This window comes from Treponema sp. JC4, from assembly GCF_000260795.1.
GTDB lineage: Bacteria > Spirochaetota > Spirochaetia > Treponematales > Treponemataceae > Treponema_D.
On the sequence record NZ_AJGU01000001.1, the window covers coordinates 82,044 to 99,878 of the forward strand.

13 protein-coding genes and 2 pseudogenes are annotated in these 17,835 nt (G+C 43.2%); 7 read left to right on the forward strand and 8 right to left on the reverse strand.

All coding sequences use genetic code 11. From position 1 onward, the window contains the following. Positions 1–37: 37 nt before the first annotated feature. From MSI_RS14940 to MSI_RS14950, 3 genes and pseudogenes are all read right to left on the reverse strand, one after another. Entirely contained in the window at positions 38–415 is a 378-nt protein-coding gene (locus MSI_RS14940) for a bifunctional (p)ppGpp synthetase/guanosine-3',5'-bis(diphosphate) 3'-pyrophosphohydrolase (RefSeq protein ID WP_009102461.1), read from the reverse strand. Between the two features lie 141 nt (positions 416–556). Next, positions 557–667, reverse strand: a pseudogene (locus MSI_RS15175) (TGS domain-containing protein); the annotation flags it as partial. A gap of 191 nt (positions 668–858) precedes the next feature. Next, positions 859–1,893 (reverse strand): annotated as a pseudogene (locus MSI_RS14950) (HD domain-containing protein); the annotation flags it as partial. A 117-nt stretch (positions 1,894–2,010) separates the two neighbouring features. Here MSI_RS14950 and MSI_RS00395 point away from each other — a divergent pair. From MSI_RS00395 to MSI_RS00410, 4 genes are read left to right on the forward strand one after another with little or no spacing between them, the layout of a single operon-like run. Further along, positions 2,011–3,306: a TolC family protein gene (locus MSI_RS00395; protein WP_009102464.1), complete on the forward strand. Its 1,296-nt coding sequence runs from the start codon at positions 2,011–2,013 to the stop codon at positions 3,304–3,306. Positions 3,307–3,326: 20 nt separating this feature from the next. Further along, positions 3,327–4,364: an efflux RND transporter periplasmic adaptor subunit gene (locus MSI_RS00400; protein ID WP_009102466.1), complete on the forward strand. Its 1,038-nt coding sequence runs from the start codon at positions 3,327–3,329 to the stop codon at positions 4,362–4,364. Next, on the forward strand, positions 4,361–7,477 hold the full coding sequence (locus MSI_RS00405) for an efflux RND transporter permease subunit (RefSeq protein WP_009102468.1): 3,117 nt from the start codon (positions 4,361–4,363) through the stop codon (positions 7,475–7,477). Before MSI_RS00400 ends, MSI_RS00405 begins: the two co-directional genes overlap by 4 nt. Before the next feature lie 2 nt (positions 7,478–7,479). Then, on the forward strand, positions 7,480–7,785 hold the full coding sequence (locus tag MSI_RS00410) for a PG0541 family transporter-associated protein (protein WP_009102471.1): 306 nt from the start codon (positions 7,480–7,482) through the stop codon (positions 7,783–7,785). 5 nt (positions 7,786–7,790) lie between these two features. Here MSI_RS00410 and prmC read toward each other — a convergent pair whose 3' ends face one another. Together prmC and prfA are read right to left on the reverse strand one after the other, a co-directional pair. After that, entirely contained in the window at positions 7,791–8,741 is a 951-nt protein-coding gene (gene prmC, locus MSI_RS00415) for a peptide chain release factor N(5)-glutamine methyltransferase (RefSeq protein ID WP_009102473.1), read from the reverse strand. 140 nt (positions 8,742–8,881) lie between these two features. Further along, a complete protein-coding gene (gene prfA / locus MSI_RS00420; protein WP_009102477.1) occupies positions 8,882–9,964 on the reverse strand; it encodes a peptide chain release factor 1 in 1,083 nt (360 codons plus the stop codon). 361 nt (positions 9,965–10,325) lie between these two features. Here prfA and MSI_RS00425 point away from each other — a divergent pair, with 361 nt between their 5' ends. Together MSI_RS00425 and MSI_RS00430 are read left to right on the forward strand one after the other, a co-directional pair. After that, positions 10,326–10,937, forward strand: coding sequence for a hypothetical protein (locus MSI_RS00425; protein WP_009102479.1), 612 nt, complete (start codon positions 10,326–10,328; stop codon positions 10,935–10,937). A 221-nt stretch (positions 10,938–11,158) separates the two neighbouring features. Next, positions 11,159–12,700, forward strand: a complete 1,542-nt coding sequence (locus tag MSI_RS00430) for a DUF4832 domain-containing protein (RefSeq protein WP_039923795.1) — start codon at positions 11,159–11,161, stop codon at positions 12,698–12,700. Here MSI_RS00430 and MSI_RS00435 read toward each other — a convergent pair. From MSI_RS00435 to MSI_RS00445, 3 genes are all read right to left on the reverse strand, one after another. Then, positions 12,697–13,506 (reverse strand): PGAP1-like protein, encoded by an 810-nt coding sequence (locus MSI_RS00435; RefSeq protein ID WP_009102483.1) that lies wholly within the window; start codon positions 13,504–13,506, stop codon positions 12,697–12,699. The genes MSI_RS00430 and MSI_RS00435 overlap by 4 nt on opposite strands. Before the next feature lie 192 nt (positions 13,507–13,698). Beyond that, a complete protein-coding gene (locus tag MSI_RS00440; RefSeq protein WP_009102486.1) occupies positions 13,699–14,364 on the reverse strand; it encodes an HAD family hydrolase in 666 nt (221 codons plus the stop codon). An 11-nt stretch (positions 14,365–14,375) separates the two neighbouring features. Continuing rightward, entirely contained in the window at positions 14,376–15,851 is a 1,476-nt protein-coding gene (locus MSI_RS00445) for a 4Fe-4S dicluster domain-containing protein (RefSeq protein WP_009102488.1), read from the reverse strand. A gap of 122 nt (positions 15,852–15,973) precedes the next feature. Here MSI_RS00445 and MSI_RS13690 point away from each other — a divergent pair, with 122 nt between their 5' ends. Then, entirely contained in the window at positions 15,974–17,815 is a 1,842-nt protein-coding gene (locus MSI_RS13690; protein ID WP_050983871.1) for a diguanylate cyclase domain-containing protein, read from the forward strand. Positions 17,816–17,835: the final 20 nt, after the last annotated feature.

Genomic DNA, 17,835 nt, shown 5'->3' on the forward strand with positions numbered 1-17,835 from the left:
CTACGAAGTGCGAGCGCAGGGCGGGGCTCCGCCCTCCTTAATCTTCTTCGTCCCAGGCAACTTCTACGCTGCGCTTTTCTTTTTCCGGAATGCGCTGGTAAATCAGACAGTCGGCGCGGTGAATTGTAACGCCTTTTGTGCGGGTAACATATCCGCAGATTACGTCCGGGTAATATGGATTGCAGCACTGGGCAAAATTGTAAAGAACCCGCTTTTCGCCCTGAACAAGAACAGGCTTTCTTGTGCGGCTTGTCTTTTCGGGATGTTCTTCATCCTTCTTAAAATGTTTTTTTCGCTGCTTTTTCGGGCTGACAGTAACACTGCCTGCCTGAAGAAGTCCTTCGCCTGCTGCCGGAGTGGATTCTGCCGTACTCTGCAGGGCAATTCGCTCGCTGAAGGTAGGGTCATTTGCCATGAGCCAGGAATGAATCTTCTGGTGGGCCTTAGAAGTTTTTACGTTTCCAAGCTGGGTTTCGGTAGGGTGAGCCTGAGGGTTTGTGATGATTTCAATAATCTGAGTATTCTGCAGGGGCTTTGTAATCGGGATGATTTTTCCGTCTGCCTTGGCCGCAACAATTTTTTCACCAATTGCAGAGTGAACCGAGTAGGCAAAATCGATTGCAGTAGCGCCGGCCGGAAGTTTTTTACATCGCCTGCCGGAGTAAATACAAAAATCTCATCGCCCAGAAGTTCGTTTTTCAGGGTTTCAAAATCGGCACCGTTTGTAAGAATGCTTTCTTTAAGAGACTGCAGTTTATTGAAGATTTCCAGCTTATCGGCTTCTACCAGGTCGTGGTTTGTTCCTTTTTTATAAAGCCAGTGAGAAGCAATACCGTGCTCAGCCATGTTGTGCATTTCGTAAGTACGGATCTGGATTTCAAGAGGCTTTCCTTCACAGATTACAGTTGTATGAAGGGACTGGTAGCCGTTGGCTTTTGGAACTGCAATGTAGTCTTTAAAACGACCGTCCATAGGCAGCCAGAGACTGTGAACAATTCCCACAAGCTGATAACATTCAGCATTTGAATTACAGAGTATGCGGAGGGCAAGCAGGTCGTAAAGTTCGCTTGCACTTTTGTTTCGCTTTCGCATTTTCTGGTAAATCGAATAAAAGTGCTTTGCCCGGCTTGTAATTGTAACGCTGATTCCGGCTTTTTCTGCCTTCTGCTGAATCTTTTTTACTGCTGAATTAAGGAACTCGGCGCGTTCTTCCTTTGACTGGGCAACAATTGCTTCAATCTGATTATAGGCCTTTGGATTTGTGTAGCGAAGGCTCAAGTCCTCGAACTCGTTTTTTGCAGTCTGCATACCAAGGCGGTCTGCAAGCGGTGCCCAGATATCGATGATTTCTTCTGCAAGAATACGCTGGCGCTCAGGTTCAAGAGATTTGATATTGCGGATTCGGTCCAGACGGTCTGCAATTTTTACAAGAATGATTCTTACGTCGTCAACCATTGCAAAAATCATCTTGCGGATTGCATCAGCCTGGCGCAGGGTTTTTGAGTTAATAGGCAGGTACATGATTTTGTTTGTGCCCTGCAAAAGCTTTTCAATCTGTTCTCCGAAAGTTTTTCCTATCTCTTCCGGGCTTACTCCAAAATCGCGGATTGTATGTAAAATACCTGTGATTACTGCGTCTGCATCAAGCTTGCTGTCTGCCAGAACTTTTGCCAGTCTTAGCGGATGAAGGTAATAGGGAGTTCCGCAGCTTCGTTTTTTGTCGCCGCATTTTTCGGTCATAAAATACCAGGCTTTTGAAATGCGTTCTCTGTCTTCGTCGTTGAAATAGTCGTATTGAGATAAAAATTCTTTTAGAAGTGCTTCTTTATCATTAATATCAGAACGAAAAATTTCTGCTGATTCCATATTTTCCCACCATTTTAAAAATATCATAAGACGAAAAAGAAAACAATCTGAAAAATCTTATCTTTGTAATAACAAAACTTTCTATTAAATTTACGTACTATTTAGTATCATTTCTTTGTTATAATTATAGATGAGGATTAAACTATGACTAAGAAAATAATTATACCAGTTCTGCTTTTTTGTATGTGCGCAGGACTTTTTTGTCAGGAAAATGATAATGCTGCGGTTTTAAAACTTACTGTTGAGGATGCTGTAAAACTTGCCCTTGAAAACAATGTTTCTGTAAAGAAAAGTGAGCTTGCCCTTAATCTGAAAAAACGGGCTAAGAATTCTTCCTGGAATGCAATCAGCCCGACTCTCACAGTTTCTGGTTCCTTTAATGATGATTTAGAAAAGGATTCTTATTCTACGGGAATCTCCGGCTCGGCTTCAATTTCCCTTTCACCTTCAATTTTTTCTTCCATTAAATCTGCTCTTCTTGCTTATGATGCAGGCGAGCTTTCTTATGAAGAAACAAAAAGAAGCGTAGAATTGAATGTGCGAAAATCCTTCTATAATATTCTCTATCAGAAGGAAAATTTGACTGCACAGGAACGCAGCCTTGAAACTGCCCAGCAGACTTATGATTCAAACCTTGCAAAGTACAACCGTGGTCAGCTTTCTGAACTTGATTTGCTCAACTCTCAGTACAATGTTGAAAGCAAAAAGCCTACAATCACTTCGCTTAAAAATACCTACACCAACGATATTGCAAGCTTTAAGCGGGTTCTGGGAATCGGGCTTTCAATCAATATTGAACTTGACGGCGACCTTGATGATGTAGTGCAGAACATAAAGCTTTCGGAAGAAATTCTTCACAGTGATATTGAAGATCTTCCTTCAGTAAAATCTGCCCAGAACTCAGTGGATTCTGCAAAGGCTAGTCTTCTTTCTACAAGATTTTCGGCTTATGGGCCAAGCCTTACAGCCTCTTACACTTACGGAAAAACAAAGACAAAAAATGTTGATGATCTTTCTACTACAAATCAGCTTTCACTTGGTGTTAAGATTCCTTTAGACGGCTATCTTCCCTGGTCAACAGGCGCCCTCAGCGTTGCAAGCCAGAAAGAATCGCTTGAAGAACTTAAACTCCAGCTGGAAGATGAAAAGACAAGTGCGGAAATCAATGTCCGCAACAGCTACAACACAATTCTTCAGGCTCAGAGCCAGCTGGAAACTTTGGAAAAAAACGTAAACCTTATGCAGCGTTCTTATGATATGACCCGTATTGCCTACAACAACGGATCAAAGGATTTGTTGACATTACAGAAGGCAGAAGATAATCTTTTGACGGCAAAAACTTCTCTCCAGCAGCAGGAGTTTACCCTGATTTCAAATGTTCTGGAACTTGAAAGCACTCTGGGAGTTTCTTTCGGAACTTTTTCTAATGCAAATAATTAATTCATATATAGGATGAAAAAATGGCAGACAAAAAAGGTAAGACAATCATCATCGTTGCGGCGGTAATTCTCGCTACAATCCTTGCAATTTTCCTTATTAATGCGACTAATAAAGCCAAAAAAGGCGGTCGCGGCGGAAAGCCAGGTAAGGGAATGTGGGGAGGCGCAGGTGATACTGTTACTTCTGTAAAAACTGTTGTAGCCGAAAAGACCACCCTTCACGACTATATTCTTACCAACGGCGATGTAGAAACCCAGAGTTCTATTGAAGTTTTCCCTTCAATCGGCGGTAAGGTTGTTCAGACCTTAGTGTCTCTGGGCTCGCAGGTAAAGGCTGGTGATGTTATTGCTTACGTTGACCCTTCTGAGCCGGGAAGCTATTACGCTAAGTCTCCGGTTACCGCTCCAATCAGCGGAAGTATTATTTCAACTCCTATGAAGTCAGGACAGACCGTTTCTACAAGCTCTGTCATTACAAAAATCGGTGATATTGCAAACCTTCAGATTACTGCCTACGTTCCTGAGCGCTACATCGGTGACATCAGGCTGGGACTTAAAGCCGAAGTTACTTTTGAAGCTTATGCCGGTGTTCTTTTTACAGCGACTGTTGTCCGCATTTCTCCTGTTGTTGATGCCGCTACCCGAACAAAGGAAATTGTCCTTCATTTTGACCAGAAGGATGACCGCCTGAATGCGGGAATGTTTGCAAAGGTAAAACTCTACACTGTTGATTATGAAGGTCAGATTGCAATTCAGCAGGATGCCCTTGTTAATTCGAATGATAAATACTATCTCTATGTTACGACTGACGGCGAGACAGTTCAAAAGCGTGAGGTATCTCTTGGCAAAAACGTTGCCAGCTACTATCAGATTTTGAGCGGTGTAAACGAAGGCGAAAAAGTTGTAGTTGAAGGTATGCTTACTCTGGCTGACGGTGGAAAGATTAAAGACATTACGAATGGTGCAACTTCTGTACTTGAGAGTAAGCCTGAAAATATGGAAAATCCACCTGAAGGCGCTCCAAAAGATGCCCCTAAAAAGGGAGGCAAGCCTCAATGAGTTTAAGCCGTAAAACCATGGAGCACCCGATTCTGGTGCTCATTACCTTTGCACTTTTGGGCATCCTGGGCGCTTTTACCTTCAGTAAGATAGCCATTGCCCTTATGCCGGATGTTGATAACCCCTACGTTATGATTATGACAACCTATCAGAACGCGGGACCGGAATCAGTTGAACAGACAGTTACAAAAGTGATTGAAAATGCCGTTGTCAGTGTAAACGGCGTAAAAAAAATCAGTTCGACATCGTCAGAATCTTCTTCTATGGTTCAGATGGAGTTTAATTATGGGACTGATATGGAAGCGGCGGTAAATAACATCCGCGATAAACTGAGCCGAATTACAAACTCCCTGCCGGATAACGCGGGAACTCCAAGCATCATGCGCTTTTCAAGCGATTCCATGCCGATTATGCGTATTCTTGTGCGCGGTAACCGCTCGGTAGACGACATTAAGCAGATTGCTGAAGACAATATTACCGATATTCTTGAACAGGCAGACGGCGTTGCAGAAGCCAGTGTTCGTGGTGGCCGCGCAAAGCAGGTAAATGTTGAGCTTGACCAGAACCGCCTTGCCGCTTACGGCTACACAATTCCGACGGTTGTAAGTGCCCTTGCCAAGCAGAATCTTGAACTTGGCGGTGGTAAGGTTCAGGAAGGTCACAAAAACTATATTGTACGTACAACAGGTCAGTATTCTTCGGTTGATGAAATCAATGACACTGTAATTTCTACTATAAACGGTTATTCGGTAAAACTGCGTGATATCGGAACTGCGACTCTGGGCTATGCGGATGCCAGCTCGGAATCCTACATCAACGGAGAGCGTGGTGTTTATATCAGCGTAACAAAGGTTTCGGGTTCTAACTCCGTTACCGTTGCCAACAACGTTTATAAAAAAATGTCAGAGCTTTCTAATCAGCTTCCTGCTGACATTGCCCTTGAAATCGTATGGGATACAACCGACTCAATCCGCGAGACAATCAACACTCTGATTCAGTCAGCCTGGCAGGGACTTTTACTTGCCGTTCTGATTCTCTTTATCTTTTTGCAGAACTTCAAGAGTACAATCATAATTTCAATTTCCATTCCTCTTTCCATCGTTATCACCCTTTTTGCAATGAGTAACCTTGGAATCACCCTGAATATGATGACTTTGACAGGTTTGATTTTGGGTGTCGGTATGATTGTAGATGCTTCAATCGTTATGATTGATAATATTTACGCCTACCGCCAGCGGGGAACTAAGCCTAAGGTTGCGGCAATCCTTGGAAGCCAGGAAATGCTGATGTCGGTAATTTCCGGTAACCTTACGACAATCTGCGTTTTCATTCCATTTATCTTCTTTATTTCTGATCTTGGAATGATGGGACAGATGTTCAAGGGACTGATTTTTACAATAGTAATTGCCCTTGTTTCATCTCTTCTTGTTGCGATTTTCCTGGTTCCGGTTCTTGCCGGAAAGTTTCTGCCACTTTCTAACCGAACTGAAAAGCCTGTAAGAAATCCTGTTTTGAAACGGCTTTACGGCCTCTTTCAGGGGGGAATGAATAAACTTACTGAATGGTACGGAAAACTTCTGAAGCTTTCGCTCAACAACCGTCTTGTAACTCTTGTTGTGGCTGTCTGCGTGCTTTTCATTTCTTTTGCAATCATCCCGACAATGCAGATTAATATGATGCCTTCGGGAAGTGATGATTCAGTTACCCTTAAACTCACAATGCCTGTGGGAACTCCTCTTGATGAAACCGGAAAAGTGCTTTTAAGCTTTGAAGATATCATCAAAAATGAGGTAAAGGGTTATAAAAATATTACGACGACAATTGGTGCCAGCGGAAGAAACTCTGCCACAAATACCGGTTCCATCGAAATCTCCCTGCCGGAAACAAGCAGGCAGATTGATAATGCCGCAACAATTCAGCAGAAGCTGCGTTCCCACTTTGCAGAATTTTCCGGGGCAACTTTTACCTTTGGTCAGGGTTTCCGCGGTCAGATGATGGGAAGTGATATTGATATTGCAATCCGCTCGGATGACTTGGACAAGGCAATGGATGTTGCAGAAAAAATCGGTGATATTATCGATAACCTTGGAGATACCGGAGAGTCCAGCATCAGTATGAGCCGGGGACTTCCTCAGGTAGAAATCGTAATTGACCGCCAGCGTGCATATTCTTTTGGAGTTGACGTTACTACCGTTGCCAAGGAAATCAACTACGCCATCAACGGAACTACTGCCTGCGTTTTCCGCAATAACGGAAAGGATTATAACGTCGTAGTTTCTTACCGGCCGGAAGACCGCAAGACAATGGACGACCTTGAATCGATTTTCGTAAAGGGAACTAACGGAAAGGTCAGCGTTGCAAACTTTGCCAGCCTGAAAAAAGGTGTAGGCCCGGTTTCCATTGCCCGTGAAAGTCAGACCCGAATCATCCACGTTAAGGCTGATATCCTTACGACTACAAACGCCAACGTCGTAGAAAATATGATTAAGGATAAAATCAACGAAACCTTCATCATTCCTGAAAGCGTTACCGTAAGCTATGAAGGTTCCTGGAAAGATACAACCGAGCAGATGAGACTCTACTTCAAGATTATCGCCATGGCCATTATCCTTGTATTCGGCGTTATGGCGGCAACCTACGAAAGCTTTAAGGCTCCGCTGATAAATCTTGCAACAATTCCATTTATGATTATCGGTGTTGTCTTTATTTATAAGATTATCGGCCAGGCCCTTTCGATTATGTCTATGGTCGGTTTGATTATGCTGGTCGGAATCGTAGTAAACAACGGTATCATCCTTGTTGACTACACAGGTATGCTTCGTGAGCGTGGTGTGTCTTTGAAGGAAGCCTGCTATCAGGCAGGAAAGAGCCGCTTCCGCCCCGTTTTGATGACAACCCTGACAACAATTCTTGGTATGCTTCCAATGTGCTTTGCCAGCGAAGGCCAGTCCATGATGGTTCAGCCGATTGGTATTGCCGTTGTCGGCGGACTTACAAGTAGTACCTTCATCACCCTGCTGGTAATTCCGGTATTGTACAGCTTAGTAATGAGAAAAAAGAATGGACGCAAGAGTAAGGCTAATAAAGAAACTGTAGCCGTGGAGGGTAAATAATTATGGAACTTATAGCAGAATATCGCGCAGAAATTATAAGCAATCAGTCGGTGGAAGACGACATCATCGAGCGCCTTGAAGAAAATATCCCCGACATCCAGTACACAATTCTAAACGACGTTCACGGCAAAGGCCTCAAAACCCGTAAAATGGGTTCTGCCGCCTGGCCAGAGCAGAATTTCATTTTGTATGCCTATGTGGATGCTGAGGATGCTCGTAAAATTTATGCGGTGATAGCAGAGGTAAAGAAAAAATTTCCTAAGGAAGGAATTTCCTTGTTTTTTACAAGGTGTGCGGAGATAGAATAGGGGATTTATTTCTCCCCATATAACACCCTTTCCTGCCCCTCCAGATCTTCAAAGACCTGTGAATTGCGGAAGCCGGCGCGGTAAGCTAAGTTTTCTGCGCCGCGCATGTTGTATTCGCCGGTTTCCATGAGGAAAAAGCCGCCGGGGGCAACGTGTTCGCCAAGCTGGGGCATAAGATTTCTTATTATTTCCAGGCCGTCGTCGCTGTCGGATTTATCGCCGGTGATTGTTACGTCGCCGTCAAGGGCAAGTCGGGGTTCGCTGCGACCGTCTTGAAGAAGTTCTTCTGTGAGTGAAGCCGGAACGTAAGGCGGGTTTGTAAGAACTACATCAAACTGATAGGGCAGCATTTCAAAAAGATTGCTTTGGACGAAACGGATTCGTTCTCGGAGTTTGCTTTTGCTGACTGCGGGTGTGGTAGGTGACGCTTTCTCATTGGTAAGCAGTCTGTCTGCATTTTTTCTTGCAACTTCCAGGGCTGGGGCACTTATATCTACCAGCGTGAACTTTGGCAGGCGTTCAAGTGAAATCTTTTTTTCTTCAAATAAGGCCTTTAATACTGATATTCCGATGCAGCCGCTTCCTGTGCACATATCGCAGACTGTAAGAATGCGGTCTGGATTTGCGCTGATTTTTTCTTCAAGAAATATTATAGCTTTTTCCACCAGAATCTCTGTATCTGGTTTTGGAATCAGAACGTCCGGTGTAACGAAGTAGTCGTAACCGTAAAATTCCTTATGATTTGTAATATAGGCAACAGGTAACCCTGTCTGGCGGCGGGTTAGGGCGTCCTGCAGGAGGGGAAGCTTTTCTTCCGGGATGGCATCATTTTGTTTAAGCAGAATCTGTGTTTTATTCAAGTCTAAAAAATGGGAAAGAAGAATTTCTGCATCTAAGGCTGGTGAAGGGGATTTTACGTTTTTAATGAAGTGATTCTTGTATTCTCGGATTGTCATATTGGGGTGCGTTGTACGTTCGCTACGCTCACTATCGAGTTTTCTAACGAAAACTCGCGGGGTTTTAGGGGCTGCGTAAGCCCCTAGGCGAAGGGGTAGCACGCAACGAAGTGCGGGCGCAGGGGAAGGCTTTCCCCGACCTAGAGTTCTGTAATATCCGCTGCCAGCTGCTCTTCCTTTGCGTAAACGTTGAGGGCGTCGAGCATTTCGTCCATGTTTCCCATCATAAAGCCAGGGAGGTTGTGGAGCGAAAGGTTGATGCGGTGGTCAGTTACGCGGTCCTGAGGGAAGTTGTAGGTGCGGATTTTTTCGGAACGGGCACCAGAACCAACCATGCTTGAGCGGGCTGCGGCACGTTCTTCCTGCTTCTTGCTTTCTTCCAGGTCAAAAAGGCGGGCACGCAAAACGCGGAAGGCCTTTTCCTTGTTCTTAATCTGCGACTTTTCATCCTGCTGAATAACAACAAGACCGGTCGGGATATGAGTAAGACGAACGGCAGAGTCGGTTGTGTTTACACACTGTCCGCCAGGTCCGCCGGCACGCATAACGTCAACGCGAACGTCGCCCGGTTTAATTTCAATTTCAGTTTCTTCGGCTTCAGGCAGAACGGCTACAGTTGCTGTAGAAGTCTGCAAGCGGCCCTGCGATTCTGTCTGAGGAACGCGCTGAACGCGGTGAACGCCGGATTCCCAGCGGAGGGCACCGTAAACAAACTTACCACTGATAGAAGTAACGATTTTGTTAAAACCGCCGACCTCAGTTTCCTGAGCTTCCATGGTTTCAGTTTTCCAGCCCTTGCGCTCAGCAAGGTGAGTGTACATTTCCCAAAGGTCGCGCACAAAAAGCGAAGCCTCGTCACCACCGGCAGCCGAACGGATTTCCAGAATAATGTTCTTTTCATCAAGCGGATCAGGCGGAACCAGCTTAAGCTTAATTTCTTCTTCAAGTTTTGGCTGACGGTCTTCAAGCTCCTTAAGCTCTTCGCGGGCCATTTCCTTCATTTCGGCATCGTCTTCGTTAGTAATCATTTCTTTAGCATCTTTAATGCCCGTGAGGACCTTCTTGTATTCGTCATAAAGTGCGCACACTTCCGTCAAATAACCGTGTTCGCGCATGGTGTCCTTGTACTTTTTGGCATCCTTTACAAGATTCGGATCCATTACCGCTTCGCTCACAACTGCAAAGCGTTTTTCGCATTCGTCAAGTTTCTTGATTAAATCCATAGTAGTACGATTATACAGAATTTAAGGGGGTGTGACAAATGGGGGGCAATGGTCATAATTTTTCTTCGAACTTCCGAATGTATCGAACCATTGCTTAACTTTAGCTTCGCTAAAGTTCTTGGGTATTACTCAGAAGCGGTGCCTTCTACGACCGGCTTTTCGCGGTTTCAGTACGCGTGGGCTACGCCCCCGCGCACAGCCTTCGGCTCCGCTACAATCCGGGCTATGGTGGCATCTTAAATTTTAAGATTTTTATCTCTTTTTATAAATCTATCGTATAATTTAATGGAAGCAAATGAAGCTTGCAAAATCAAAAGAAGATACAGCCAGGACACGGCTGTTCCAGATAAGGAGGTTGGTTATGACAAACGAAGAAATGAAGCTGCTTCTTAAGAAGAATGGTGTAAGTGATGAAAATATCGAAAAGACAAGTGCAAAATATGATGCCGAAAAAATTACGGAAATTGTAGAATCGGCTGCGGATCAGAAAGAAGCAATGATAGCAATTCATAAACTGTATCCTGATCTTGAAATTTCAAGACTGGAAGAATCAATGACCTTTATTCAGGACCAGCTTGAAAGTGCTGTAAAAGAGCAGTATGAACAAGGAAAAATAGAACTTTCCCCGGAAGAACTTGAAAATGTTGCCGGCGGAGGATTTTTTGACGCAGTTGGTTCTTTCTTTAAGAATCACTGGAAGGCAATTCTTATAGGTGCCGCAATTGTTGTCGGTGTTGCTTTAGCAGCCGGAACTCTTGGTGCTGGAGTCGGCTTCCTTGGCGGCCTTGCAGTATTTGCAGAAGGGTCTACAAGCATCATGGGTATGGCTTTGGGTACTTTAGGCTTAGGCGCGACAGCTCTTGGTGGAGGCTTTGTAGGAGCTGCCACCGTTGGCGGTGCAATCTGCGGTGCACTTTTTGGAATCGCCGGTGGCGTTGAAATCCTTAAGAATACAGATGGCTGGAAATCCTAAAAATATAAAGAGAAAAAAAGGGCTGGCTAATAAGTTTCTGTGGTTAAGTCATCCCGAACTTGTTTCGGGATCTTAGCACTACATATATTGTAGATGCTGAATCAAGTTCTGCATGACAGTTCTAATTAGACAGCCCCCGTAAAGTTATCCTAAAAATCTTTTTTCGTTGCATATTTTATTAAATGTTTGTTATAATTCAAAATCTTTTTATGGGTACACATATGAAAAAAATCATCTTCATTTCTTTATCTGCTATTCTCATTTTCTCTGCATGTGCAATGGAAATTAAGTCATCAAAAAAGGCTTCAGAAGATGCTGTAAATGACTCTGAACCTGCTGTAACAGATTCTGAAGCTCAGATTCTGGCAGGCGACTCTGGCCAGATTTTTTTCAATCCTGACATGGGCTTTTACAGCGCGGTAAAAGTTAAAATCGACACAAGAGGAGCCATAACAAACATTGATGATGTATATGATGAAATAAATCATAGTGTTGAAAATGTTTCTTCCTATAGTTCTGGCTATCATTTTAATCTTGTAAATCTTGAAGTTGATTTAAGTGCCTTTTCGGGCAGGGTAAACGAGTCAGAAAAAGATATTGCGCTTACAAAAAATCATCTTAAAGCTCTTGAAGAAGTTTTAGACCAGCTTTTGGAAAATGAAAAAACTACAGTCATCCGTTTTGCCTATGATCCGGACTATAATAATAAGCTTGTTTCCTATACAGAAAATGGAAAATCTTATAAAGCCTGTGAACCTCTGGATTTTCAAAAGATTCTGGATGCGGTTGACCTTATCTGCTCTGTTTTAAAACGTCACCTTGAAGTAATTACTGCCCTTCAGTGCGGAATGCTTGGGCCTTGGGGAGAAATGCACACAACTTTTTATGCAGAAAGTCCGAAAAACGGCAAGCCGCGCGGCTATCTTGTTGAAGTGATGAAACAATTTATGAAAGGCCTTAAAGGCTGTGATCTTCCCCTTCTTGTAAGGCAGCCTCAGTTCATTTACTGCTATCTTACTGACAGTGAAGATTATGATGTGAGTTCTATTCCAGAGTCAAAAACTTTTTCTTATGGTGATGATTTATACCGTCTGGGAATTTATAACGATGCCTATCTTGCTGATGAAGGAGATTCAGGAACCTTTGTAACTGATAATGGCCGCCAGGCAGAAATTGCCTTCCTTGAACCTTACACAAATCACACTCCTTATGGAGGAGAACTAATCGGAACTTACGGCCTTGAAAATGGAATAGAGCAGCTTAAGAATGTTCATCTTTCTTTTTTGAATATTGGCTGGAATGAAACATATCTGAAAAAACTGGATTCGTCTTCCTTTACATATAATGGAGAGACAATTTTCAAATATCTTCTGAAATATATGGGCTACCGCTATGTGATTACATCTTCTACTTTTGATTATTTTGAGGGTGGAAAAAAGATAGGCATAAAGCTTTCTTTCAAAAATGAAGGGCTTGCAAATCTTCCTTATCACAGAAAAAAGGCTGTAAGATTTTATTTTATTCCCTGCGGCTCTGAAATTACTGGAAATGAAAATTATATAGAAGGAAATGGTAATTTATTTACCGGACAGGAAGAAATCAGCTTCAAAGTTGATGTTTCTTCGCTTGCTTCCGGGGATTATGATGTCTATGCAAAATTCTGTAATGAAGAAAGCGGAAAATTTGCCCTTCGCTTTGCAAATGATGGCTGGAATGAAAAGCTCAGGGCAAATAAAATCGGCAGTCTAAGGAATTCTCGTTAGAACAACCAGCTTGGTGATTTATAGAAAGTTTTTGTGTTCAGATTAAGTGTAATCTTTGCTGAACCGTATTTTTTACCAAGAACATCGTATTTGCCCCAGACATCGGTTCGGGCATAACTTTCTGTGTGGGCTGCAAGAAGGTCTGTGCCGTAGCCGCCGTTTTCGCGGTTGAGTCCCAGAATTGCCCATGCAGTGTTATTAAAAAGGCTTCCGCTCAGGTATGGAACTACGTCAGAAGTATCTCCAAGACGTTTTGTTTCACCTTCACGGCTTCCGGCTGCAAGCAGAGGAGAGCCGAAGCAGACTGTATTCAAAACATTGTAGTTTGCCTTGATTGTTGAGTCTGCGGCAACCTGCTGGCAGATCATTCCGCCAAGGCTGTGGCCTGCAAGAATAATATTTGAGTTTTTAGGAATATTTTTATTTACGATGATTACAACGTTTTCAAGATATGCGTTGTTGAGGCAGAAACCGCTCAAAAGGTCTGTAACATAACCTGTCGACTGATTTGCAACATTGTCCGTGCCTGAAAGGGTAATAAGATAAACTGTTTTTGAAGTCCAGCCGCTTTTCAATGTACCCTTTGTAATGATAATAGGGCCTTTTGTTCCTTCGTTGTAGCCTTCGCATACAAGATTAAAGATTTCCGGGCTTTGGGTGTAAGTTACTGTGTTTGAAATTGCGCTGCGTGCTGAACCTTCAGTAGTATCTTCGTCGTCAAGCAAAATGTTTGAACAGCCTGCGAGTGCGCTCCAGAGAGTTGCTATTGCAAGAACTCCCGCAAAAACTTTTAGCAGTTTTTTCATTAAATCCTCCTGTGGAGGCGGGCCGGTCAGAGCCCGCCATGTTCCATAGCAAAGCGTTAAGAAAAATTGCGATGTAGCAATTTTTTAGCTTTACTTACTTGATAGTAAAAATATTATATTGATAGTATTACTATCACATACTTTAATTTTACTACGCTTTTGGAGGAATGCAAGAAAAATTTAAAAAGATTTTTACATCATCAGCTTCAATACATCTGCCGGTTTTTTAGCTATCACTGTAGCGCCTTTTTCGCGCAGGAAGGCTTCGCCGCGGAAGCCCCAGTCGCAGCCGATAAAATCGATGCCGGAATTTTTTCCTGTCATATAATCTACGTCAGAATCCCCGATGTAAACGGCATGAACTTCATCAGCCTGTAAGCCGCGCTCTTCGGCAAAGTTTTTCATGATTTTATGAACACCGTTTGGAGCCGGTTTTACAGGAAGGTCAGGTGTGTTTCCGCAGATAATGTCAAAAAGGTCTTTAAAATAAAGGTCACAGAGTTCTTCTGCCGCTGACTGAATCTTATTTGTATTTACGGCAACTGTAACGCCCTTTTGGCGCAGCTCCCTTAAAAGTTCAGGAATGCCGTCATAAGGGCGGGTTTTATCCGCACAGTGCACGTTATAATATTCAATAAATTCTGCAAGGATTTTAGAAACGGTTGCATCATCAGTGCCGGCAGGGCAGGCACGTTCCATCAGCTTTTTAAGCCCGTTTCCTACCATAAAGCGGATTTCTTCTACAGTGTGCAGGGGCCATCCGTGGCGTTTAAGGATTACATTTGTGCTGTCGCAAAGATCATCCAGGGTACTTAAAATCGTACCGTCCATGTCAAAAATTGCTAAGTTGTATTTCATATATAATGCCTCTATTTTTCCATTCGTCCGTCGCGATACATCGAAAATTTATCCATAGGGTAATTTTTAAGGTTATCCAGAACCTTGCGGCCGTCTGCCCGGCTCAAAAGTGACTCACGTGCGCGGGAAATTTCAGTTTCGGTCTTGTGCTTAGAAGGGCCTCCTACACAGCCGCCCGGGCAAACCATACCTTCAACAAAGTCTTCCTGCAGCTTGCCAACCTTAAGCTGTGCTACCGCCTTCTTACAGTCTGCACCACCGGCGCACTTCAAAAGGGTAATATTGCTTACGTCCTCGCCGCGTTCCTGCATACATTCAAGAACGGCATTTGCAACGCCACCACTGGAAGCAAAACGCTTGCCCCAGACAGAAGCTTCCTGGTATTCATCTGTAACTTCTTCAAAATCAATATCCTTAGAGCGCATCAAAGCACGAAGCTCACCGTAAGTAACCGCGTAATCAGCATTATCAGGAATAGTCGGGTCATTTGCTTCAGATTTTTTAGCAATACAAGGTCCTACAAATACAGTTACACAGCCAGGGTGGGTATATTTCAGATAGCGGGAAATCGCACACATAGGAGAAACTGTATTAGACATATTGTTTTCAAAAACATCAGGATAGTGCTGGCGAAGAAGGTTGATAAAAGCAGGACAGCAGGAAGTTGTCATCTTCTTTCCTTCTTTAAGTGCCTCGCTCCATTCAAGCGATTCATAAGCCGCAGTCATATCACCGCCAAGGCCTACTTCAACCATATCTGCAAAACCAAGCTTTTGAAGCACCTTCTTTACCGCCGCCATAGAAATCTTTTCACCAAACTGACCTTCAGTTGCAGGCGCACACATGGCAATCACTTCTTTTCCAGCAAGAATATCATTGATAATATTTACAAGATAAGTTTTTGAACCAATGGCACCAAAAGGGCAGCTGTGAATACAGTGTCCGCACTGAACGCATTTTTCTTCATTAATACGGCAGAATCCGTACTCATCATAGGTGATGGCGCCAACCGGGCAGGCTTTTTTGCAGGGACGTTCCAGATGAACGATTGCACCGTAAGGGCAGGCCTTGGCACACATTCCGCATTCCTTACACTTTGTCGAATCAATATGCATGCGGACTTCAGCCGGCGAAATAGCATTGAAATGGCAGGAGTTAAAACATGGACGACCCATACAGAAACGGCAGTTATCAGTAACCGAATAAGCCGAAATAGGACAGTCGTCGCAGGCCGCGTTAATCACCTGTACAACGCAGTCAGAAGGCTCCTTGTCTGTAGGACATTCTGCACATGCAAGATTAATTCTCTGCTTTACAATTTCTCTTTCCTTATAAATACAGCAGTAATCACTTTTTGGTCCCGGCACCATAGAATAAACCAGCTTTTCCTTATTTTTAGGAGTAAGCTTTCCCTTCCATGCCAGTCTGCAAACCTCTTCCATGATTTTGTGCTTAAAGTGCACTATGCCCTTATCATTTGTTACCATTTTTTTGCCCTTATTTTAGATATTAATATAGAAAGGATTATAACTTAAGGATTTATAAGGAACAACACCCCGGTTAAGAATTTTCTTGAGAAGGGAAAAATAGCGTGTTATCATTAAATTACGTGAAGAACAATTCTTTTGGATCCAGCAGTTTTAAACGCCGCTTTATCATAGTTTTTGGAGTAACGATTCTTATTTCCATACTTGCGGTAACCTTTGTTTTTCTTAAATTGTACCGTCTTTCCAAAGACAGTATTCTGGCAAAGTGGGATAACCGCACCTACAGCATTGCAAACGAAATGAATTATTACCTCAAGCTTCCTATGGATGCCGTAGTTTTTTCTGCCGTTTCACTTGATCACATGCTTGCTTATAAATTGCCCCACTCTGCAGCACTTGATTATCTTAAACAGCAGACAGATATTTATTGCACTCTTATAAAAGATAATTCAACCGGTATTTATGCTTATTATGAAGGCCGTTATCTTGACGGCAGCGGATGGGAGCCTCCTTCATCTTACATACCTCTTCTCCGTCCCTGGTATATGGATGCAAAAATGGCAGGTGGAGAAATTGCGTTTAGTGAACCTTATTTTGACCTTCAGACTTCTTCGCTTATGCTTTCTGTCAGCAAGCTTTTGCAGGACGGCCGGAGTGTTGTTGCTATGGATGTAAGCCTTGAAGGGCTTAAGGATATGATTCAGGAAAATATTGCAAACGAGTTTGTAAGGGAACTTTTTGTGATGACCAGCAGCGGTGAGGTTATTGCCCATTCTAATAACGTTAAAACCGGAAGGAATTTTTATAATGAAGCTGATGAGTTTGATATAAAGCTTCTTGAACATTTCCGTTCATGCAAAGAAGACTTTTTTTCCATAAAATACAGGAAAAACTCTTATACAACTTTTACAAAGCCTGTAATCAATGACTGGAACGTGGTTTTAGTTCTTAATGATTCAGAGCTTTACAAGCCTCTTTTCCGTATGTATGTGGGCTTTGCCGGAGTAATACTTCTAGTTCTTCTTCTTGTAGGCTTCATTTTTGCCTTCCTGCAGAAAAAATATTCTGAATCCGAGCTTTTGACCCGGGATACCAAGGCAATTTCCGATATTTATACGGCAGTTGTGCGCGTTAATCTTTTAACCGGTGATATGAAGGTGGTTCGCGGAAGTAAAAATCTTGATTATGCCCTTGGCGGTTCTTTTAAGAATTATGGTGGCCGTATTTTGAATTTCGTTGATGTAATTGCTTCGGAAAATTATGCGCCTATTGTAAGGGAGTTTATGGAGCCCCTTACTCTGGAAGCCCGCCTTAGCAAGGTAAAAACCGTTTCCCTTGAGTATATTGACCGCGAGGGAAAATGGATGCGTCTGCGCTACTTTTTAATAGATAGAACTCAGTCAGGTGAACTGCATCACGTAATGGTTGCCTTTGAAAATATTGATGAAGACCGCCGCCAGCAGGAAGCTCTCAGACGTCTTTCTGAAACTGATGCAATGACCGGTATTCATAACCGTGGAAGTGGTGAAGAGAAAATCCGTAAGGCTATGATTGAAGGTAAGCACGGCATGTTCTGTCTGATTGATGTTGATAAGTTTAAATCGATTAATGATAACTACGGTCATCAGGCGGGCGATCTGGCCCTTAAGGCGATTGCAGACAGCCTTAAAGATGTCTTCCGCGAAAGTGATATTGTCTTCCGTCTTGGCGGCGATGAATTTGCCGCTTTTGCAGAAGGTGTTACTACCCACGAAATCGGGGAACGCATTTTGAACCGCGTTTTTGACTTCCTTGAAAAGGTGGATATTCCGGCACTTGGGGACAGAAAGGTTACCATAAGTGTGGGCGCTTCCTTCTATCCAAAATCTAACATAGATACTTTTGAAGCGGTTTACCAGCGGGCCGACGAAGGAACCTACGAAAGTAAAAAGCACGAAGGTAATTTTTTCCACTTTGTTGAATAAAACCCCTTGAATTAATTATA